This is a genomic window from Streptomyces thermospinosisporus, assembly GCF_039526425.1.
GTDB classification, from domain to species: domain Bacteria; phylum Actinomycetota; class Actinomycetes; order Streptomycetales; family Streptomycetaceae; genus Streptomyces; species Streptomyces thermocarboxydovorans.
Window position 1 is genome coordinate 66,111 of sequence record NZ_BAAAIZ010000027.1, and the last position, 21,366, is coordinate 87,476.

The following is a 21,366-nucleotide window of genomic DNA, read 5'->3' on the forward strand; positions in this document are numbered from 1 at the left end:
CATGGCGATCGCAACGGCACGGCGACCTGGCAGTCATGGCGTCATGGCGTCCGTCAGAACCATCGTTTCGTCACGTCGTCACTGCTCCTCACTGCTCGTCGGCGAGCAGTGCGTAGGCCGCGGCCACGAAGGGGTCGCCGGAGCGGAAGCGGCGGGTGCAGGCCGCGGCGACGGCGGTGCCGGTGTCGGGGCGGAAGCCGAGGAAGGCCTGCTGGCCGAGGGTGGCGCCGCCGTGGAAGTACAGGGGACCGCCGTCGGCGGGGTGCCGGAACCAGGCGATGGTGTGCACATGCCGGTGCTTGAAGCCCCGCCGCAGGACGGGGGTGCGCACGGCGTGCAGGGCGGGGGCCAGGGCCGGGGCGCGGGAGGGGTCGAGGTGGGCCTCGAGGAAGGTGAGCAGGTCGTGGGGGGTGGCGCGGACCGCTCCCGCCGCCTGGAAGCCGCCCGCGTCGAAGGCCGGCACCTCGGCGCCGTTCCTGCCGTGGCCGACCGCGTCCGGTCCGACGTCGTCGGGGCGCAGCGCCGTGCCCTGCAGGCCGAGCGGCTCGAGCAGCCGGGTGGCGACCAGGTCCTGCCAGGTCGTCTCGGTGGCGGCGGCCAGGGCGTGACCGAGCACGGCGACGCCGAAATTGGAGTAGCACCAGCGGGTGCCGGGCCGGTGCCGCGGACGCCCGCGCAGGAAGGCGGTGACGACGCGTTCGCCCGAGTAGCGGGCGTAGGGGTTGGTGCGCCAGGCGGGGAGGGCGCGGACGTAGAAGTCGGGCGGGAGGGCCGGCAGTCCGGCGGTGTGGGTGATCAGGTGGGCCAGCGTCACGGGCGCGGGGTCCGGCGGCCGGGTGGGGTCGAGCAGGTGTGCGGCCGGTTCTCCGCCGGTGAGCATGCCACGCTCGACCAGGTCCGCCATCAGCAGCCCGGTGAACGCCTTGGTGGCGGAGCCGATCTCGTAGCGCACGGCGTCGCGGGGGCGGTGCGGGGGCGGTGCGGTGCCGCCGGTGCGGACCATGCGCCGCCCGCGGTGCGAGACGGCGAAGACGGCGTCGGGCGCGTCGGCCGCGGCCACGGCGGCCTCCAGCCGCGCACCCCGGTCGTCGTCCCCGTGGCCGGGCTCCGGCTCGCCCGCACGACGTGGCATGTGCCGGACCGCCGGCTCGTCGTCGCGGCGCAGCGGGCTGCCCGGCCAGGGGGTGCGGTACGCCGTCGTCATGAGGCGCCGGCCAGTTCGCTCAGGGCGCGGGAGGTGGCGAGGACGGAGGCGAAGGCGGCGACGAGGGTCGAGTGGTAGACCACGTCGAAGACGTCGTCGGGTTCGCCCTCGGGCATCTCCCGGATGGCGGGCATGGCTCCGTCGGGCTGCTGTGCCGCGGCGAACGCCTTCCAGGCCCGCTCGTCGAGGGTGGGGCGGGGCAGGCAGGCGTCGACGACGAGGAGTTCGCCGAGCAGGTCCCAGCGTTCCAGGTCCAGCCAGTCGTCGATCCACACCGGCAGCCAGGTCTCGAGGTAGTCGGCGATGTCCGCGGGCAGGCCCTCGGGGCGCTCGCCCCAGTCGGTGAGGTGGAAGACGCAGTGCGTGATGTCGTAGGCGATCCGGCCCTCGACCATCCAGGGTTCGGGGGTGCGGGCGAGCCAGGTGCCCTTGACGGCCTCCGCCTCCGGGGGGCGCGGGGTGAGGCCGAGGCGGCGCTGGAAGGCGGAGAGGCCGAGCCGCCGGGTGGGGGTGGTCTCGAAGACCTCCCAGCCGTCGATCCGCTGGAGCATCGCGGCCCAGCGCTCGATCTCGGGCTGGCTGTAGCCCAGTTCGCGGTAGGGCAGGTAGACCTCGAACGGGATGGGCGACATCGGTTCGATGTGCTGGCCGCGCACCAGCATCCGGCCGCCGTCGAGTGTCTCGCGCCAGGTGGTGTCGAGCAGCCGGCGGGCCAGCTCGGCCTGGCGTGAGCCGGCGACGCCCTCGCGGAACAGCACACCGCAGATCATGGCGAGCTCCCCGATGGGCTTGAAGCGTTCCAGGAAGCCGGTCTCGGGGTCGACGTCGGGTTCCATGCGGAAGCCGTCGCGGTGGGCCCACAGCCATTCGATCGCGCCCACACCGACGTTGTGGATCAGGCGGGTGTCGGTCATGCGGGCGCTCCTTGTCCGCTGTGCCGGGGCCCCTTCCGGCCCGTTTCGCCGGTCGCCTCGTCGGTCGTGCCGCCCGGCCGGGCGGTGGTCAGCACGGCGGCGAAGGCGGCCATGAGGGTGGAGTGGTAGTGGTTCATGAAGTAGTGCGGGTCGTCGTCGGCTCCGGCCTCGGCGTCGCCGGAGGCGTGTTCCAGTTCGGGCAGGGCGCCCGTGGGGCGCTGGGCGGAACGGATGCGCCCCCAGGCGCCGTCCAGGGCGGGGTCGCCGGTGAGGCGGGGTACGGTCGCGGCGACCGCCAGCAGTTCGCAGCCGAGGTCCCACATGCCGGCCTCCAGGCAGGTGTCGAGCCAGGCCGGGAGCCAGTCGTACAGGTAGTCGGCGAGGGCGGGGGGCAGCCCGGCGGGGTCGCGTCCCCAGTCGGTGAGGTGGAAGACGACGTGGGTGGCGGCGTAGCCCGCGTCCCGTTCGAAGGTCCACGGTTCGGGCCGCCCGGCGAGCCAGGTGCCGGCCGGCAGCAGTTCCTCGACCGGGGCGCGCCGGATGCCGCTGCGTTCCTCTGCGCTGAGGACGGCGAGGCGTCTGGTGGGTTCCTGCTCGGTGAGCCACCAGCTGCGGGTGCGGGCGACGACGGCGGCGGCCTCCTCGTAGGCCGGGTGGCGGTACCCGGCGGAGGCGAAGGCGCCGTACACCTCCAGCGGGTAGGTGGCGAAGGGTTCGAGGCGCTGCATGCGCCGGAACAGCTCGCCCTCGCCGGTCTGGCGCCAGGCGAAGTCCAGCATCGCTCCGGCGTGGGTGTGCAGGGGGTCGTCGGGGGCGGTGTGGTGGGACACGGTGGCGTACACCTGGGCGAGTTCCCCGAGGGGTTTCCAGCTGTGGTCGACCTCGCCGTCGGCGGCCAGGGCGTCCTCGCCGAGCGCGAAGGCGGCGAGGTGTGCGCCGGTCCAGGCGAAGGCGTGCTCGGCGATCTCCCGGATCTCCCGGGTGCCGGTCGCGGTCACACGAGTGCCCCGGTGCGTGCGAGCAGCCGGGCCGCCTCCAACTGCAGGGCGACCTGCGGGTCCTGGCCGCCCATCAGCTCGACGAACTCCAGGCCGGCGCGCAGGCCGAGGGTTTCGGGGACGCCGGGGAGCAGGGTGAGCCACCGGCCGGCGCCGGCCGCCTGCCGCCAGTCCCTGCGGCGCACGGCGCGGACGAAGCCCCGGGCCACGTCGACGGTGCGCCGGCCGGCGGCGCGGGTCACCGCGTCGTCCTCGCCGGGCAGGGCGAGCGGTGCCAGCACGGCGAGTTGGTGGGTGAGGAACTGCCAGCTCGCCCCGTCGAGCCATCCGGCGTCGGGCTCCTCGCGGCGTTCGGGAGTGACGGACGGGTCCGCCTGGCGCAGGGCGCGCGCCATGGCCCAGTGGCTCCAGCGGACGGTGGGCGCGGCGTCGGCGCGGGGCGGGTAGGCCTCGACGGCCTTGCGGAACACGGCCACCTGGGCCGGGTCCGGCGGGGTGCGCAGCAGGGTGCCGGGCAGCATGGCGTCGGCGCCCAGGACGCGTACGGCGGCGAGAGTGACGTCTCCGGCTTCCCCTTCGGTCCCCGCGGGGAGGACCGCATGTGCGTGGTCTCCGCTCCGGAGAGCGGAGACCACTGAGGAAGCGAGGTCCTGCACCGCGCCCTGCAAGAGGGTCGAAGTGCCTGACTGCTCCATCTTGCTACTCCCGTCGACTCACTCAGCCCTTCTTCGGGCGCGGGGTCGGCGGGGAGAGCAGCAGCTTGCCGCCGCCGGCGAACAGCGCCAGGCCGGCGCACTCCCTGCTGTCCCGGAACACGCCGTCGGCCTCGGCCGGGTCGAGTGCGGCCTCGATGTCGGCGCTGCGCACGCCGGTGAGCTTGTCGAGGACCTTGTCTTCGGTCTGCATGACACCATCTCCCTGAGGTGTAGTGAGTACCTGCACCTCCCGATTTACCCATATCGGACAAATAATGCCAACTTACGCAAATACAACTTCCGTAACTTGTTCAACCATTTGGACATGACGGGCCCTGAGAGGGCCGACGCGCCGGACCTCCGCGGGACATGACGCCCCGGCAGCAGGCCAAGGGGGCGAAGGTCTCAGCGCACGTCGGCCATCAGAAGGCCGCTGCGCGGACGGGTGGGGACCCGGTGCAGGGGAATGGTCAGATTCTGCTCCGGCACCGTGTACTCCATTCGGGCCAATCGCGCCGCCAGCGCCTCCAGTACGCCGACGGTGAGGCCCTCTCCGGGGCAGCGGTGTCCGGTGGCCGGGTCGCCGCCGCCCTGCGGGATCAGCTCGTCGCGTCCGGCGGGCCGGCCGAGGAAGCGCCGCGGGCGGAAGGCGTACGGGTCGCCCCACAGCAGTTCGTCGTGGTTCTGTCCGTACACATCGAGCAGCACCAGTCCCCCGGCCGGAACCCATTCGCCGCGCCACATCAGGTCGCGCGCCGCCAGTCCGCCGAGGAACGGCACGAACGGGTAGAACCGGCGCACCTCGTGGGTGAAGACTGTGGCGAACGCGGCGTCCCCGTCGCCCAGCGGGACGCGGTGCTCGGGGTGCCGGTGCAGCGCGTGCGCGAGGAAGGCGACGAACCAGGCGACGGCGGCCGCCGGCCGGACCACATTGAGCAGCTCCACGGCGGCGGTCTTCTCATCGAGCAACTCCCCGTCCGCGTCGCGGTGCCCGCACACCCGGGCGAGCACCGAGCCCTCGGGTGCCGTCACGGTCCCGGCGCGCACCTCGCGCACCAGGCGCGTCAGCCGGTCCTCCTGGCGGCCGCGGGCGCGCAGATGACGAGGTCCGGCGGAGGCGAAGCCGTCGACCATGGCGATCATGTCGCGGGCGGTGGCGGGGGCGTCGCCGTCGGCGAGCGGGACGCCGGCCCAGCGGTGGCCGCCCCGGGTGAGCACGACGGCCGCCTCGTCGAACAGCACCACGGCACAGCGGCGGCTCCAGGCGGGCACCGCCTCGTCCCAGGCGGCGGTGACCTCCTCGACGAGTCCGGCGACGCGCTCGGGGGCGAGCAGCGGCAGGAACACGGCCTTGCGGGCCCGGTGGGCGGCGCCGTCGAGGTTGTGCACGGCCTCGCGGCCGAAGAGGGTGCCGAGGACCGGTTCCGGGATCGCCCGGTGCCGGTGCACGTTCCGCTCGTCGTAGAAGAACCGCACCGCCTCCGGCCCGCGCAAGGCGAGCGCCGGCCGGCCGAGGATCCGGGTGCGCACCACCGGCCCGGAGCTGTCGCGCATGCGGTTGGGCAGCCAGGCGTAGCCCTCGGTGAGCAGGGGAAGGGTGCGGTCGATCACGGGGCGGCTCAGTACGTCCATGACAGCCGGGTGCCCGCGCGGCCGGCGCGGACACGCCCGCAGAACCCGGTCGCCTCCGCCGTCGCCCGCCCCGGGGCGCTCACGGCGTTCACCCTGCGTCATTCACCGGTTCGCCGCACACGGCCGTGCCCGCGGGGGCGGATCGGCCGAGCCTGGACAGGGCGGGCCCGGTGGCGGTGGTGCCCCGGGGGCGGTGACATCCGATCCGGAGGGCTGAGCGACATGAGCAGTGCCGTCTCACACGGCTGGGAGCACGTCGTCGTCACCGGCGGTGCCGGTTTCGTCGGCTCGCATCTGTGCGGCGCCCTGCTGGACTCCGGTGCCCGCGTCACCTGCGTGGACGACCTGAGCACCGGCCGTCCGGAGAACATCGCGCCGCTGCTCGACCGGCCCGGCTTCCTGCTGGTGCAGGCGGACGTGGCCGAGGAGCTGCCGGTGCGGCAGCCGCCGGACCTGGTGCTGCACTTCGCCTCGCCGGCCTCTTCCGCCGACTGCCGGCGGCTGCCGCTGCACACTCTTCAGGCCGGCAGCCTCGGCACCCGCAACGCGCTGGAGCTCGCCCGCAGCGCCGGGGCGCGGTTCGTGCTGGCCTCGGCCTCGGAGGTCTACGGCGATCCGCAGAAGAACCCGCAGGACGAGCGCTACCCGGGCAACGTGGACCCGGCCGGTCCGCTGGGTGTGCGCGCCGAGGCCAAGCGCTTCGCCGAGGCGCTGACCACCGCGTACGCCGAGAGCCACGGCACCGACACCTGCATCGTGCGGCTGTTCCACACCTACGGCCCCCGGATGCGCGGGGACGACGGGCGCGCGGTGCCCACGTTCGTCCGCCGGACGCTGGCCGGTGAGCCGCTCACCGTGACCGGTGATGGTCGCCAGACCCGTTCGCTGTGCTACGCCGACGACATCGTGGCCGGTGTGCTCGCGGCGGCCGCCCACGGCCTGCGCGGCCCGGTCAACATCGGTTGTCCGGACGAGATCTGCATGCTGGACCTGGCCCGGCTGGTCGTCGAACTGACCGGCTCCGGCTCGGAGATCCGCTTCGTCGAACGCCCCCCGGGCGACCCGGCCGGGCGCCGCCCCGACATCACCCTGGCCCGCGACAAGCTCGGCTGGGAGCCGCGGGTGGGCCTGGAGGAGGGGCTGCGCCGCACCATCGCCTGGTTCCGTGCGGAGGCGGACGGGGCCGTCCTGGCCTGAACACCCGGTCCGCGGGTCGCCGCATCGGGTGTGCCCCGGCCTGCGTCGGCACGCCCGGGCCGGGTCCGTCAGCCGGGCAGTTTGGCGCGCACCCGTGCGGCCACGGTGGCGGGTACGGCTCCGGCGCGCAGGGAGCGCCGTACCAGGCGGGCGTCGCGCCGCACGTCGCGGGCGGTGTGCCGGCCGCGCCACAGCAGGGAGGGGGCGGCGCCGGTGTCGTCGGCGGCGATCAGCAGTCCGCCGAGCATGGACAGGTTCTTCAGGAAGTGGATGCGCTGGCCGCTGCGCGCCTCGGGATCGTCCTCCTCCCAGAAGCGGTGGCCGGCCAGGGTGGTGGGTACGAGCGTGGCGGCGATGGCGAGCGCGGCCGGGCGGGGCATGCGTCCGGTGGCCAGCATCAGTCCGGCCGCCACCTGGACGGCGCCGCTCAGCCGCACCGCCTGCTCGGTGCGGTCCGGCAGGGCGTCGACGCGTTCGGTGACGGGCTGGACGACGGGCTCGGCGGCCGGAGCAACGTCCTGGGGGCGGCGGACGGAGTCCAGGCCGCCCGCGAGGAACATCGAGGCCAGCATCGGGCGGCCGAGGACACGCAGCACACTCATGGACAGCTCCTGGGGTCTCGGGGGTGCGGGACCGGCCGGGTTCCCGGGTGGCGGGCGGCCATGCCGCGCTGCCGGGACGGGTGGCGGGCCGTCCTCACCAGTACCGGGTGGTCAGGGCCGGCTGGTGGAGGGCCTCCACGGCGTCGCGCAGGCGCAGGGCGACCCCGATGGTGGCGCGCAGGGCGGAGGGCCGTGCGGTCTGGGCGGTCTCGGTGGCCAGCACCAGCAGGCAGCCCGCGGCCTGCTCCACCACGGAGACCGGCAGGGTGTAGTCGTTGTCGGCGGCGGCCCGGAACGCCTTCAGCGGGATCCCGGCGCCGTCGACGGTCCGCTGCGCGGCCTGCTCCAGGTGCTGGACGGCCTCCTCGCACAGCGAGGCGGGCAGGGTGAGGGTGCGCTGGAACGGTGTACTCGTCATGATCCAGTGGTCCCCCGGCCCGCGCCCCGGGGATCGGCGGCGGGCGGGAATTCACCGTCCTGCGTGAGCGGTTGACCGCGGAATGTCCCGCCCGCCGGTTGCGTGGTCGCCGGTGGTTCAGCGGGTGACGACGTGGTGCTCGTCGGGGACGCAGTGGGTCATGGTGAGGCCCTCCACGTCGCGCGGCGGGTTGTCGCCGAGGTTGGCCGGCCGCTTGCGGTCCTCGTCGGTGAGGTCCTGGCTCGCCAGGGGTTCCAGGGTGGCGACGTCCTCGGGCGTGATGCCGAGCCCCTCGCCGACCCGGCGGCCGAGGTCGTTCTCGGCCAGCAGGAAGTGCCAGACCATGCGCTCCTGCACCGGGCGGTCGCACTGGGAGAGCAGGGTGACGAAGTTGTGCACCAGGTCGTCCCGCTTCGCGGGGCAGCGGCCCGGAGCCCTGGCCTCTCAGCTGCCGGCCTGCGGTCCGGAGAGGAACCGGTCGAGCGCGGCGGTGAGCTCCTTCGGCTTCTCCACGGGCAGCTCGTGCCCGGCGTCGATGATCCGGATCACCGCGTCCGGGTAGTGCGTGGCCATGCGCAGCATCTGCTTCACCGGGAGCTGGATGTCGTGGCAGCCGTGCACGATCAGCGTGGGCACGCGGATCTCGCCGACCCGGTCCAGCACGTCGAAGTCCCGCATGGCGTCGTAGAGGGTCATCACGACCTCGCGGGGCGTGGCCGCGGAGGCGCGGATGTACTCCCTGACCTCCTGGCGAGGGTACCCGGGGGCGAAGGCGCGGTGGATCTGGGCGGCGATGAACAGCTTGAACGGCACCCGCGCGGACGCGGCCATCAGCAGTCCGCGTCCCCGGCTGTAGACCATGCGGCTGATGGAGTTCACCAGGACTAGCCGCTCGACCCGCTCGGGGTGGGTGAGGGCGATGGTCTGGGCGATCATGCCGCCCATCGAGTGCCCGACCGGGATGAACCGCTCGACCTTCAGATGGTCGAGCAGGGCCATCACGTCGCGGGCGAGTTCCTCCACGGTGCGGGCCGCGCCGCCGCTGCTCTCGCCGTGTCCGCGCAGGTCGAGGCGGATCACCCGGCGCCCGGCGGAGAAGTGCTCCATCTGGTGGTCCCAGCGGTGCCGGTTCGCGGTCCAGCCGTGGATGAACACCAGGGGCACGCCCTCGGCGTCGCGCGGCCCCTCGTCGTCGTAGATGAGTTCCGCGCCGTCGACAGCGAACTGCGGCATGGGGCGTCGCCTCCTGGGTCCCGTTGGGTTACTGGTCGGTAGGGTAGCGCCGGTTGCGGCGGCCGTCAGTGGTGTTCGCCGAGGAAATCCAGGATGTGCCCGTAGACGTCGAGGGCGGCGCCGCGGCCGAGGAACGTGTCCAGGTGGCCGTAGCCGGGGATCTCGGCGTAGCGCACGTCGAGCTGGGGCTGCCGGCGGGCGAGCACCTGGTGGCAGAGCTTCTGCGAGTCCAGCCACAGCCCGTTCTCGCTGCCGGAGATCAGCAGGAGGGGGGTGTCGATGCGGCCGGCGGCGTCGAGCGCGTTGGGCGGCAGGGCGCGGTAGCGGTGGTCGGTGTCGTGCCAGCGCACCACGGTGCGGGCGAGTTCGATGCGCCGCAGGTGCGGCAGGATCCACAGCGGCGCGGGGCCGAGGAGGTCGGCGAGCCGGCCGTGGGTGGTCTCGCTGAGGTGCTCGTGCACGAACAGCGAGGCACCGGTCCCCCAGGCCGAGTTGTGCAGGATCTGGCAGGTCGGATCCGGGCAGGCGGCTTTGCGGGAGGCGAGGGCGAACAGCGGGGTGTACTTCGACCACAGGCCGACGGAGCGGAAGTCGACCGGGATGTGGTCGATGCGGGACCTCAGCAGCTCCCCGGCGAGCGACATCCGCAGCGAGGTGCGGCCGGCCAGCTTGGGGGTGAGGAACACCCCCTGGGAGACCACTCCCGCGAGGCCCGGCACCAGGCCGGCGGTCATGCTCAGCGACAGGCAGAGCGAGCCGATGCAGTGGGCGACCACGAACAGCGGCCGGTCGCCGATGCGTTCGCGGACGTGGCTGACGGCGGCGGGGATGTCGTACAGGGCGACGTCGTCGTAGGTGTAGCGCCCGCCGGTCGCGTTGTAGGGCAGCCGGCAGCTGCCGCGCCAGTCGAGCAGCCAGGGCTCGTAGCCCTCGTCGAGCAGGACGTCGACCAGGTTGCGGGTCTCCGGCAGCAGGAACATGTCGGCGGAGGCGGTGTGCCCGTGCAGCAGCAGAACGGCCGGCCGGTCGCCGCTGCTGCTGCCCCTTCCGACGCGGGTGAGGCCGAGGCGTACCCCGTCGCCGGCGCGCAGCGGGATCTCCTCGACGGCGGCCGGGTCGAGCCGGTGCTGCAGCGGGCGCGGGGCGGGTGCGGTCCTGACCCGGCGGAGCGCGGGCGCGGCGGTTTTCCTGGTCCTGGTCTGGAAGATCATCGGTGGCGCTCCGTGAGGGTGGTGGTGCGGCGCAGGTCGAGCAGGTCGGCGGCGGCGCGGGCGAACGGTCCGATCAGTCCGCGGCCCATCTCGAGACCGAACCAGGCGAGCCAGGTGAGCTTGGCGGCCCGCTTCTCCTGGCTGGTCAGCCGAGGGTCGACCTTGATGCCGTCGATCTGGTCGCGGACATAGGAGTCGGCGGGCACGACGACCTCGCCGGCCAGCGTGGCGGGCTCCCCGGCGGGGCCGATCTCGACGGTGAGAGCGCGCGTCTGCCGCCACAGGTCGCGCCGGGCGCGGGCGTACTTACGGCCCTCCAGCCACCAGCGCCCGCCGCTCGCGTCCACCAGTTCCAGGCGGTAGCGCAGCAGTTGATGCTTCATGCCGTGCCGCTGCGGAATGCCCTCCTCGGGGCGGACCCACACGTCGCCGCGCTCCACGGTGAGCGGTTCGGCGTGCAGCACGGGGCAGGTGACCGTGCCGCGCACGTCGACCCGGCGTTCGCTCACCAGTTGGTGCATGCCGGCGATGGAGAGGGTGAGCGCCATGGAGCACGGCAGATCGGCGGGTGCGCCGACCGGCCCGACCGTGCCCTCGGTGGTCTCGGAGAACCACAGGTAGGGCGGGTCCTCCTTGGCCGGGAGCCGGCCCAGGCCGTCCTCGGCGAGCTTCTCGAAGGTCTTCAACTGGGCGCGTGCGTCGTAGCGCCGGGCGGGCGGCAGGCCCAGGGCCTCGACGAGGGCGGCAGTGCGTTCCATCTCGGCGGCCGGTCCCTTGAGGGTGGCCTCGCACAGCTTCAGCGCCGTGGGGCTCTGCAACACGCGGGTGAGGAAGGCGAGTTCGGGCACGGGCTCGGCCTCAAGGCGGGCCAGGGTGCCGGTGCGCCACTCGTCCCAGTCCTGCACACGCACATGCATGCCGCCGAACGCCATGTCCCGTACGACGTCGTCGAGGGTGTTGGGGACGCCGGTGAGGTTGTAGTCGAAGCCCCAGGCGTCCGGTTCGCACACGACGGCTGCGGCGACGCGGCTCACCCAGTCGACGGGGGCGGCGTTGAGGTACCGGAAGGCGGGCACGGTGCGGAAGCGGCCGAAGGCCGAGATCAGGCCGCTGCTGAGGTCCTGCGGGTTGTGGGCGCCGGTCTTGGTGTGGCCGCCGATGCCGCCGGGGCGCAGGGCGGTGACGATCAGACCGTGGTCGCGGGCGCGGCGCAGGGCCACCTCGGCGGCCCACTTGGACTGGTCGTAGCCGGAGACCAGGCGGTCGATGTGCGCGAGGGGGTCGTCCTCCCCCATGGAGGCGATGCCGACCTCGTTGAACACGGCGATGGAGGAGATGTGGTGCAGCGGCTTGGGGCGTCCGGTCGCGGCCAGCTCGGCGAGGGCGAGCGGTCCGAGGACGTTGCTGCCCCGCAGCGACTGGTAGCCGCGCAGGAAGTCCACGGCGGCGGCGACACCGACGATGCTGTCCAGCTCCTGGGCGAGCCGCGCCCAGGTCTCGTCGGACAGCCCCAGGCGCGGGCGGCGCATGTCGCCGGGGAGGACGGTGATGCGCCGGCGCACCTCCGACGACCAGGGCAGCCGGTAGCTCTTCAGCGCCTCGCCGAGCCGGGTGAGCGCCGCGTCCTCGTCTTCGGCGCGCACCAGGCAGTACACGTGGGCGTCGCTGTGGCGCAGCAGGTCGAGCAGCATGTGCCCGCCGAGGAACCCGGTGGCCCCGGTGAGCAGGATCCGGCGGGGCGGGACGGGCTCCGGGTCGGACACGAAGGGCAGACGGTCGGCGAGCGCCAGGTCGGCGAGGATCTGCTGGAGATCCTCGGGACGGGCGGTGTCGGGGCCGGCCGGGGTGGCGGTGGCGACCGGGGTGACCGTGGGGGCCGCCGGTGACGCGGGGGCCGAGGGTGAGGCCACCGGCGTTGCGCTCACGGACGGCAGGGAGACGTGCGGGCTGCGGCGGGCCAGACTGATCGGGCGGCCGTCGGCGAACACCTCGTCGAGGTCGAGCACGATGCCGAGCTCGTCCTCCAGCGCTGCGGCGAACTCGACGGCATCGACGGAGGAGCCCCCGGCGTCGAAGAAGTCGGCGTCCACGGCGAGTTCCCCGCCCGGCAGGAAGCGCCCGGCGATGGCGGAGATGGCCGCGGCCAGGGCGTCGGCGTCCTGCGCGGCGGGGCCGCTCTCGGTGCTGCCGGACTCGGTGCGCGACACCGGGCTTTCGGACTCCGTACGGGAGACCGGGCTTTCGGACTCCGTACGGGAGACCGGGCTTTCGGACTCCGTACGGGAGACCGGACTTTCGGACTCCGTACGGGAGACCGGACTTTCGGACTCCGTACGGGAGACCGGACTTTCGGACTCGGTACGGGAGACCGGGCTTTCGGACTCCGTACGGGAGACCGGACTTTCGGACTCCGTACGGGAGACCGGACTTTCGGACTCCGTACGGGACACCGGGCTTTCGGACTCCGTACGGGAGACCGGACTTTCGGGCTCGGTACGGGACACCGGCCCCGCGCTGTCCGCCCCGGTGTCCGACGCCGTGTCCTCCGCGTCGGCGGTCTGCGCCCGCCGGCGCTCGGAGACCTTGGCCAGCAGTCCGGGGACGTCGAGCGGGCCGCCGCCGCGTTCGATGGCCTCGGCCTCCGCAACCGTGTCCTGGTTCACCTCACGCATGGGAGCCCTTCGCTCTTCACCGGTTCCTGTTCCTCTCATGCCTCAGCAGCCCCGCGGCCTACTGCTGCCGCCAGGACCGGAACGCCCGCAGGTGATCCGGTGTGACGACGGCTTCCAGACGGTCGTCGTTCTCGTCTCCCCCGCCGAGCGCGGCGAGCAGCCGCCGTGCGGGGGCGTTGCGCGGGGTGCGCTCGGCCGTCAGGCGGACCTTGGTGCAGCCGAGTTCCCCGGCCCGGTCCGCCATCCACTGCAGCAGCCGTTCCTCGACGCCCCGGCCGAGCGCCCGGCAGCTCATCGACCAGGCGAGCAGGTCCAGCAGGTCGCCGTCGGCCCGCACGGCGAGCAGGGCGATCTGCCCGTAGTCGCCGAAGCGGTCGCGGGCCGCCGCGGTCCACACCTCGCCGCGCTCGCGCCACCGGGCCAGGTCACCGCCGTCGGCGGAGCGCGCCCGCAGGGTGAACTGGTTGGTGCGGCGGACGAGTTGTTCGCCGCGCGGCACATCCGCCGTGGTGAGCGGCCGGATGTCGACCTCCAGTTGCAGCCCGGCGAGGAACTCCTCGAACGAGGTCTGCGCGCGCACGGCGTCGCGTTCCCGCTCCTGGGCGTAGAAGCGTACGCGCAGCGCGTCCTCGGCGGTTGCCGCGGCCGGTACCAGCGGCCACAACCGGCGCAGGAACCCGGCGAGTTCGGTGGCGGGCGGGCAGGTCACCGACAGCACCTGGGGATGGGCCGCACGCATCCTGGCGATCTCGGCGGGGTTGTCGTCCAGGAACAGGAAGCTGTCCAGGCCCAGGTTGAGGGTGCGGGCCGCCTGCGCGAGCCGTTCCGGCTTGGGTCCCCACTCCGCGGAGAGCACGCTGAAGTGCTCGGGCTTCAGGGTGCTGTCGGGGCGGTCGAGCACCGCCCGCACCACGTCCTCGTCGTTGTTGCTGACCAGCACCAGCAGCGCACCGGCCTCCCGCCAGCGCAGCAGGCGGGAGGCGAGCAGGGCGCGCGGACCGGTCAGGTCCACCGACTCGGGGCCGGCCTCGCCCGCGACGCCGCCCCAGAGGGTCTCGTCGCCGTCGACCGCGATCACCTTGGGCCGGCGGCGCGCCGCGCGGAGCGTCTCGGCGAGCGTGAGCGCCACGGCGGCCTGGAACTCGGTCGTGAACGGCAGATGGGCCAGTCGTTCGGTGCGGTCGTCGAAGACCTTCTCGACGGGGTGATGCCGGGTCCAATCGTCGGGGCCGAGGACGGCGAGGCCCGGCTGCTCGGCCAGTTCGGCGGCCAGTTCCCGTTCCCAGGCGGTGAACCGGTCCTCGGGCCGGGCGGTCGGCAGGACGCCGACGACCAGCGGCTTTCCGGTCCGCTCGGCGAGGCCGCGCAGTGCGGCCGGGTAGGCGGTGCGCAGCTCGGTGAGCAGCTCGTCGTCCACAGGTCCGAAGCGTTCCAGGTCGGCGCCGCGCAGCAGCACCACGCCGGCCTGTGTCGCCGGGTCGGCGAAGACCCCCGAGGGGTCCTGGAGCGCGGCGAGCACCTGGTGGTACGGCGCCTCGGCGACCTCGGTCGGTGCCGTTCCGGCGGCCTCGTCGAACGCGGTCTCGCAGATCAGCGGCAGGCTGCCGAGCGCGAAGGTGGCGGCGAGGGCGACCCGGGTCCGCGTCGGCCCGGCTGCTGCGGAGGCGTTCGCCCCGGGGGCGTTCCCAAGGGGGTTCTTCCCCAAGTCCATGTCCTTCCCGACGGGCGTCGCAGGTGCCTCCGCAGTCTCCTCCAGGAGCCGCAGGTACTCCTCGGCCAGTGCGCTCGTCGCCGTGGCATCGAGGATGTCCAGGTTGTGGTCGAAGCGGATGCTGTTCGCGTCCGGCGTCATGGTGATCATCAGGTCGAGGTCGGAGTAGCCCGTCCCGGCGGGCAGCACCTGGACCCGGTCGAGCCGGCCGGCGGCGGAGCGGACGTAGTTGAAGTAGACCTCCACCAGGGGCGCGTGCGGCCGGTGCAGCCCCTGCCGGGACAGCACGGGCAGCACGTCGGAGAACATCGCGCCCTTGGCCAGGATCCGCCGCAGCCGCTGGTCGGTCCGGCGCAGCACCTCCTCGACCCGCTCCCCGGGGCGTGCCTCGGCCGGGAAGGGCACCGGCACCCCGAAGAAGCCCACCGCGTCGTAGGCGTCGGCGTGGATGCGGGTGTCGACGGGCACCGCGAGCACGAACCGCTCGCGTTCCCGCAGGCGGGCGAGCAGCACGGTCAGGGCGCCGAGGCAGAAGGCGGCGGGCGTCACGGCGAGCCGGCTCGCGGCGGCGGTCACCTTCCCGGTGAGCCCCTCGGGCATGGTCACGGTGACGCTGCCCGCGCGGTAGGACCGTGCCTCCGGGCGCTCATGACTGAGCGTCAGATCGAGGCGGGAGACGCCCTCGAAAGCCTGGTGCCATGCGGCGGTCGTCGCGTCCTGCTCCGCGTTGCCGCCCTGCTGCGCCCCGAGCAGCAGCCGGACGTCCCGGTTGGTGAGGGTGCCGTCGAGCCGGGTGCCGGACAGCTCCCTGTCGATCTCCCCCGCGACCAGCAGCAGGGACTGCAGGTCGCTCACCGCGTGGTGGGCGCCCAGGACCAGGACCTGCCCGTGCTCGGCCCCGCCGTCGAGGAGTTCGAAGCGCCACAGCGGCGGCTGGGCCAGGTCGAACGGCGGCTCCAGCAGGGCACGCAGGCGGCTCGCCGGGTCGATGCCGTCCTCGTCCGTGACCGCCGTCCAGCGCAGGAGGGGCCGGGCCACCTCCCGGTGGACGCACAGCCGGCGCCCGCCCTCGGGGCCGGTCACGATGCCGGTGCGCAGGGCCGCGTGGCGGGCGGTGAGCCGGGCGAGGATACCGGTGAGCGCCTCCTCGGTGGTGGGTTCGGTGAGCCGCAGTGCGAGACCGATGCCGTGGGCGGCGTCGGGCATGCCCGGTCCGGCGCTGCGCAGCAGCCGCACCACGTCCCGGGTCGCGGGCAGCAGTTCGGTGCCGGGCACCTCCTCGGCGGTGGCCGGTGCCTGGGCCGCTGCCGGCTGCTCCTCGGGAGCCTTGACACGTTCCGGCAGGGCGGCGGCCAGCATGCGGGCGAGGCCGCGGGTGTCGGCGGCCGAGAACACCTCGGCGGCCGGGAGGTCGACGCCCAGTTCGCGGGCGAAGTCGTTGCGCAGCCGCACCAGCATCAGGGAGTCCAGGCCGAGTTCCTTCAGGGCCGTGGTCGCGGAGACGTCGGCGACGCCGCCCGAGACGGCGGTGATCCTGGCCCGCACATAGGCCTCGATCCAGGTGGCGCGGTCCTCCTCGGTGGTCGCGGCGAAGACCTTGCGGACGAGTTCGTCCGCGTCGCCGTCGCGGGCCGGTGCGCCGACCAGGTCGGCGAGCATCGGGCGGGTGCGGGCGGCCTCGGGGGCGAGGGCCAGCATCTCCCGGTCGAGGGCGATCGGGGCGAGCTGGCGCCGGGAGTCGGACAGCAGACGGGTGAAGAGCTCGCCGCCCTCCTCCGGGGTGAAGGGCACCAGGCCCGAGCGGCTGGTCTGGGCGGCCCGGGTGTCCGAGGCGGCGACCATGCCGACGCCGCTCCAGGCGCCCCAGTCCAGGCTCTGCGCCCTGCGGTGGCCGAGGTGGTGGGCCCAGGCGTCGAGGAAGGCGTTGGCGGCGCTGTAGGGGGCCTGTCCGGCGGAGCCGAGCAGGCCGGCCGCGGAGGCGAACAGCACCAGGTTGTCCGCCTCGGGGACCAGTTCGGTGAGCAGGGCGGTGCCCAGGACCTTGGGTGCGAGGACGCGCAGAACGCGGTCGTCGGTCAGGTTGGCCACGGCGGCGTCGTCGAGGACACCGGCGGCGTGCACCACGGTGGCGACGGGCCCGGCCGCCTCGCGTACGGCGTCCAGGGCGGCGCTCAGCGCGGCGCGGTCGGCGACGTCGGCGCGGGCCAGGTGCACGGTGACGCCGCGCTGCTCCAGTGAGGCGATCCAGGCGGCGGCGTCCGGGCCGGGTGTGCCGCGGCTCAGCAGGGCCAGTCGCCGGGCGCCGAGCCGGACCAGGCGTTCGGCGACGACCCGGCCGAGGCCGCCGAGACCGCCGGTGATCAGGTGGACGCCGTCGGGGCGGACGGTGCCGTCGGCCCGGTCGTCGGGGCGGGTGCGGGCCAGGCGCGGCACCAGGCGGCCGGAGTCGCGCAGGGCGACGAGCCGTTCGTCGTCGGCGTGCCGCAGCTGGGTCCACAGCGCGTCGGTCCCGCCGGTGCCCGGCAGGTCGACGAGGGTGGTCGACAGCTCCGGGTGCTCCTGCGCCACGGCGAGGGCGAAGCCCCAGGCGAGCGCCTGCTGCGGACGCGTGACCTGCGCCTCGGGTCCGGCGGCCTGGGAGGCGCGGACGACGACGAACAGGCGGGGTGCGGGGCCGCCGCGGCCGGTGAGCGCCCGTACCAGGTGCAGGGTGCTCAGGCAGCACAGCCGGGCCGCCTGCTCGGCGCTCGCCCCGTCGGTGACCGGGGGCGCGTCGAGCGGGGTCAGCAGCACCACCCGCTCGGGCGGCGCGTCCGGGAACGCCTCGTCGAGCAGGCGGTTCACCTGCTGCTCGTCGGCCGGGTCGAGGGTGTAACGCCCAGGGCCTTCGGCGGTGAAGGTGTCGCCGCGCCGGGCCAGCACGTGCCGCCCGGGCGATCCCAGGCGCTCGGCGAGTTCGCCGGCCACGCCGGTGGTGTCGGCCAGGATCAGCCAGCGGCCGTCGGTCGCGGGTTCCCGCGCCTCGGGGCGCACCTGCCAGCGGGTCTCGAACAGGGCGCCGTCCAGCGGGGAGAGCGCGGCCAGCCGGAACTCCTCGGCCTCCAGCAGGAGTTGATCGTCCTCGTCCCACAGGCGCAGGTCGAGGGTGGCGGTGTCGCCGTCCAGGGACCGCAGCGCGCAGGTGACCCACGCGGGTGCGGTGCGCCGCCCGGTGTGGCGCAGCCGTCCGACCCCTGCGGGCACGAACGCCCGGCCCTCGGGCGCGTCGCCGGGCAGGCCGGCGGTGTGGAAGGCGGCGTCGAGGAGGGCGGGGTGCAGCAGATGGCCCTCGGCGGACCGGTCGGCAAGGCGGGCGAGCGCGGTGGTGGCGTCCCGGTGCCCCTCGGTCAGGCCGCGGAAGGCCGGGCCGTACTCGATGCCGAGGGTGCCGAGCCGCGCGTACAGGGCGTGCGGGTCGGCCTGTTCGGTGCAGCGGGCGCGGAGTCCGGGAAGTTCGGCCGGCGCCTCGGCGTCGCCCGTGCCGCCGGCCTCGCCGGTGAGGATCCGGCCGGTGGCGTGCCGTTCCCAGCGGGCGCCGGGCGCCGCGGCCGCCACGGTGAACTGGCGGGCGCCGCTCTCGGCGGGCCGCAGCACCAGCTGGAGCCGTACGGGGCGCTCCTCCTCCAGCCGCAGGGGCCGCAGGAAGGCGACGTCGGCCAGCCGTATCTCACCGTCTCCGGCGTCCGCCGCGACGGCGGTGGCGGCTTCCAGGGCCATGGCGAGGAAGGCGGAGCCGGGCAGCCAGACCTCGCCCGTGACGCGGTGGTCCGTCAGATAGGCGAAGCGGCGGTCGCGCAGGTCGATCTCGCTCTGGAACAGGTGGTGGTCCGGTGTGTCGCTCGCCTCGACGTGGGTGCCGAGCAGCGGTGAGCCGCCGGATGCGGTGGCCGGGGCGGGGGCCAGCCAGTGCCGGGTGCGGGCGAAGGCGTAGGTCGGCAGGTTCACCCGGCGGCCCGTCGGGAAGAGGGCCTTCACGTCGGGGGTGTGACCGGCCGCGTAGAGTTCGCCGACCCTGCGCAGCAGCGCCTGGCGGCCGTCCTGCTGGCGGCGCAGCGAGCCCACGGCGGCCGCGTCGATGCCGGCCTCGGCGGCCACCGCCTCGATGGACGCGGTGAGGGACGGGTGCGGGCTGAGTTCGACGAAGTACCGGTAGCCGTCGTCCAGCAGGCGGCGGATGGTGTCGGCGAAGCGGACCGGACGGCTGAGGTTGCCGAACCAGTAGGCGGCGTCCAGCCGTTCTCCCGGTACGGGCTCGGCCAGCACGGAGGAGTACAGCGGGGTGTGCGGCTCGGCGGGCCGCACACCGCCCAAGCGCTCCAGGAGTTCGTCCCGCAGCGGGTCCATCAGCAGGGTGTGCGAGGCGAACGGCGTGCTCAGCCGCCGTACCGTGACGCCGCGTGCCTCCAGGCGGGTGCGCAGCTCGGCGAGGGCCCCGGTCTCGCCGGAAACGGCGGTGGAGCGGGGGCCGTTGACGGCGGCGACGAACAGCCGTCCGGCGTAAGGCTCGAGGAGTTCCTCCGTCTCGGCATGCGGCAGTTCCACGGCGGCCATTCCGCCGCGGCCGACCAGCGGCACGACCGCGTGGGCGCGGCCGGTCACCACGGTCACGGCGTCGTCGAGCGTCAGGGCGCCCGCGCTGTAGGCGGCGGCGATCTCGCCGAGGCTGTGTCCGGCGACCGCGCCGGGCATGACGCCGAGCGCGCGCCATGCGGCGGCCAGCGAGGCGTTGACGGCGAACAGCGTGGGCTGCAGATACTCGGTGCGCTCCAGCGGGGAGAACTCCTCGGGGGCGCGCAGCGCGTCCAGCACCGACCAGCCGGCCTGCCGGCGTACGGCCTCGTCGATCCGGGTGAGTTCCGCGCGGAACGCCTCCGACTCCCCCATCAGCTCCAGGCTCATGCCCGGCCACTGGCCGCCGTGCCCGGCGAAGACGAAGGCCACCTTGCCGTCCTGCTCCTCGCGGGCGGGCGCGACCGGCATCCGTCCGCTCGCCAGCGCCTCCAGCCGGGCGAGGAGTTCGTCCCGGTCGGCGGCGGCGAGTCCGGCGCGCCGCTCGAAGTGGCTGCGGTGCCGGGCCAGGGTGTGGGCGACGTCCGCGAGCGGGGTGTCGTCGTCGGCCAGCCGGCGGGCGAGCCGGGCGGCCTGTCCGCGCAGGGCGGCCTCGCTGCGCGCCCACAGCAGGAACAGTCCGGCCGCCGGCGCCTGCACGTCCGGGCCGTCATCCCGTGTGTTCGGCGCGGGCGGGGCCTCCTCCACGATCACATGGGCGTTGGTGCCGCTGATCCCGAAGGCGCTCACCCCGGCCCGCCGCACCCGCTCGCCGGACGGCCAGGGCACCGGCTCGCGCAGCAGGTGCAGTCCGCTGCTCTCCCAGTCGACGTGCCGGCTGGGCGTGCCGGCGTGCAGGGTGGCGGGCAGCGTCTCGTGCCGCAGCGACTCGATGACCTTGATGAGCCCGGCGATGCCGGAGGCGGCCTGCACATGCCCGATGCTGGCCTTCAGGGACCCCAGGTACAGCGGGCGGCCCGGCGGGCGTGTGGCGCCGAAGACCTGGGCGAGGGCGTTCGCCTCGATGGGGTCGCCGAGCGTGGTGCCGGTGCCGTGGGCCTCGACGTGGTCGATGTCGGCGGGCGCCAGGCCGGACTGCTGAAGCGCCCGCCGGATCACCTCCTCCTGCGCGGGTCCGTTGGGCGCGGACAGGCCCTGGCTGCGGCCGTCCTGGTTGACGGCGGTGCCGCGCAGCACGGCGAGCACCTCGTCGCCGTCGCGGCGCGCGTCGGAGAGCCGCTTCAGTACGACCATGCCGGCGCCCTCGGCCCAGATGGCGCCGTCGGCGTCGTCGGAGAAGGAGCGGCAGCGGCCGGTCGGGGACAGCCCGCGCAGCCGGCTGAACTCCACGAAGGTCTGCGGGGTCACCATCAGGGTCACCCCGCCGGCCAGGGCCAGGTCGCACTCCCCGGAGCGCAGCCCCTGCACGGCGAGATGGGTGGCGACCAGGGACGACGAGCAGGCGGTGTCCACCGTCATCGCCGGCCCGTGCAGGCCGAGGGCGTAGGCCAGCCGGCCGGAGGCGACGCTGGGCGCGGAGCCGGTGCCGACGTATCCGTCGAGCTGGTCGAGGCGGGCGCCCGCCAGATAGCCGCTGCCGAACATGCCGACGTACACGCCGGTGGTGCTGCCGGAGAGGTCGGCGGGGACGATCCCGGCCCGCTCCAGCGCCTCCCAGGCGGTCTCGAGGAGCAGCCGCTGCTGCGGGTCCATGGCGGCGGCCTCCTTGGGGGTGATCCCGAAGAAGCCCGCGTCGAAGGACTCGATGTCGTCGAGGAAGCCGCCCTCCCGGGCGTAGGAGGTGCCGGGGTTGTCGGGGTCGGGGTGGTAGAGGGACTCCACGTCCCAGCGTCCGGCCGGGAAGGGGCCGACCGCGTCGCGCCGCTCGTCGAGCAGCCGCCACAGCGACTCCGGGTCGTCGGCGCCGCCGGGCAGGCGGCAGGCCGTCGCCACCACGGCGATCGGCTCGTCGGCGGCGGACGCCGGAGTGCCCGGTGGGGCCTGCCGGGGTGCCGGGTGCGCGGCGGTGGTGCGGCCGCCGGCGAGCACGGTGGAGAGCAGGTGGGCGGTGAGCCGGGCGGGGGTGGGGTGGTCGAACAGCAGCGTCGCGGGCAGCCGGGCGTCGAAGCGGGCGCCGATGCGGTTGCGCAGGTCGACGGCGGTCACCGAGTCCATGCCGAGCTCGCGCAGCGGCCGTTCGGGGCGCACGGCGTCGGGGCCGCGCAGGCCGAGGGCGCGGGCCGCCTCCTCGCGGGCCAGGGCGCGGACCCGGGCGGCGCGCTCGTCCTCGGG

13 protein-coding genes and 1 pseudogene are annotated in these 21,366 nt (G+C 74.4%); 1 reads left to right on the forward strand and 13 read right to left on the reverse strand.

The features are described from left to right. Positions 1-88: 88 nt before the first annotated feature. The 6 genes from ABD207_RS10990 to ABD207_RS11015 form a co-directional block, all read right to left on the reverse strand. Entirely contained in the window at positions 89-1,204 is a 1,116-nt protein-coding gene (locus ABD207_RS10990; RefSeq protein WP_344012036.1) for a serine hydrolase domain-containing protein, read from the reverse strand. Next, positions 1,201-2,118, reverse strand: coding sequence for a DUF6895 family protein (locus ABD207_RS10995; protein WP_344012038.1), 918 nt, complete (start codon positions 2,116-2,118; stop codon positions 1,201-1,203). The genes ABD207_RS10990 and ABD207_RS10995 overlap by 4 nt, the downstream gene beginning before the upstream one ends. After that, the gene (locus tag ABD207_RS11000) at positions 2,115-3,116 is read right to left on the reverse strand and encodes a DUF6895 family protein (protein WP_425580684.1); all 1,002 of its coding nucleotides are present in this window, start codon (positions 3,114-3,116) and stop codon (positions 2,115-2,117) included. Before ABD207_RS11000 ends, ABD207_RS10995 begins: the two co-directional genes overlap by 4 nt. Next, positions 3,113-3,811: a hypothetical protein gene (locus ABD207_RS11005; RefSeq protein ID WP_344012040.1), complete on the reverse strand. Its 699-nt coding sequence runs from the start codon at positions 3,809-3,811 to the stop codon at positions 3,113-3,115. Before ABD207_RS11005 ends, ABD207_RS11000 begins: the two co-directional genes overlap by 4 nt. A 22-nt stretch (positions 3,812-3,833) precedes the next feature. Further along, a complete protein-coding gene (locus tag ABD207_RS11010) occupies positions 3,834-4,022 on the reverse strand; it encodes a hypothetical protein (RefSeq protein ID WP_343998778.1) in 189 nt (62 codons plus the stop codon). Between the two features lie 194 nt (positions 4,023-4,216). Next, positions 4,217-5,443, reverse strand: a complete 1,227-nt coding sequence (locus tag ABD207_RS11015) for a cytochrome P450 (protein ID WP_344012041.1) — start codon at positions 5,441-5,443, stop codon at positions 4,217-4,219. Between the two features lie 222 nt (positions 5,444-5,665). Between ABD207_RS11015 and ABD207_RS11020 the strand changes: the two genes are divergently transcribed. Beyond that, positions 5,666-6,640: an NAD-dependent epimerase/dehydratase family protein gene (locus ABD207_RS11020; RefSeq protein ID WP_344012043.1), complete on the forward strand. Its 975-nt coding sequence runs from the start codon at positions 5,666-5,668 to the stop codon at positions 6,638-6,640. A gap of 68 nt (positions 6,641-6,708) precedes the next feature. Here ABD207_RS11020 and ABD207_RS11025 read toward each other — a convergent pair whose 3' ends face one another. From ABD207_RS11025 to ABD207_RS11055, 7 genes and pseudogenes are all read right to left on the reverse strand, one after another. Then, positions 6,709-7,242, reverse strand: a complete 534-nt coding sequence (locus tag ABD207_RS11025) for a DoxX family protein (protein WP_344012046.1) — start codon at positions 7,240-7,242, stop codon at positions 6,709-6,711. A gap of 94 nt (positions 7,243-7,336) precedes the next feature. After that, positions 7,337-7,660 carry a hypothetical protein gene (locus ABD207_RS11030; RefSeq protein ID WP_344012048.1) on the reverse strand — a complete coding sequence of 108 codons (324 nt, stop codon included), beginning with the start codon at positions 7,658-7,660 and terminating at the stop codon, positions 7,337-7,339. Between the two features lie 117 nt (positions 7,661-7,777). Further along, positions 7,778-8,074 (reverse strand): annotated as a pseudogene (locus tag ABD207_RS11035) (catalase-related domain-containing protein); the annotation flags it as partial. 30 nt (positions 8,075-8,104) lie between these two features. Next, positions 8,105-8,893 carry an alpha/beta fold hydrolase gene (locus tag ABD207_RS11040; RefSeq protein ID WP_344012050.1) on the reverse strand — a complete coding sequence of 263 codons (789 nt, stop codon included), beginning with the start codon at positions 8,891-8,893 and terminating at the stop codon, positions 8,105-8,107. A 65-nt stretch (positions 8,894-8,958) separates the two neighbouring features. Continuing rightward, entirely contained in the window at positions 8,959-10,104 is a 1,146-nt protein-coding gene (locus tag ABD207_RS11045) for an alpha/beta hydrolase (protein WP_344012052.1), read from the reverse strand. Next, positions 10,101-12,767, reverse strand: coding sequence for a thioester reductase domain-containing protein (locus tag ABD207_RS11050; RefSeq protein WP_344012054.1), 2,667 nt, complete (start codon positions 12,765-12,767; stop codon positions 10,101-10,103). Before ABD207_RS11050 ends, ABD207_RS11045 begins: the two co-directional genes overlap by 4 nt. Positions 12,768-12,834: 67 nt before the next feature. Next, positions 12,835-21,366 (reverse strand): SDR family NAD(P)-dependent oxidoreductase (locus tag ABD207_RS11055; RefSeq protein WP_425580685.1); only part of this gene is annotated, 8,532 nt, incomplete at its 5' end.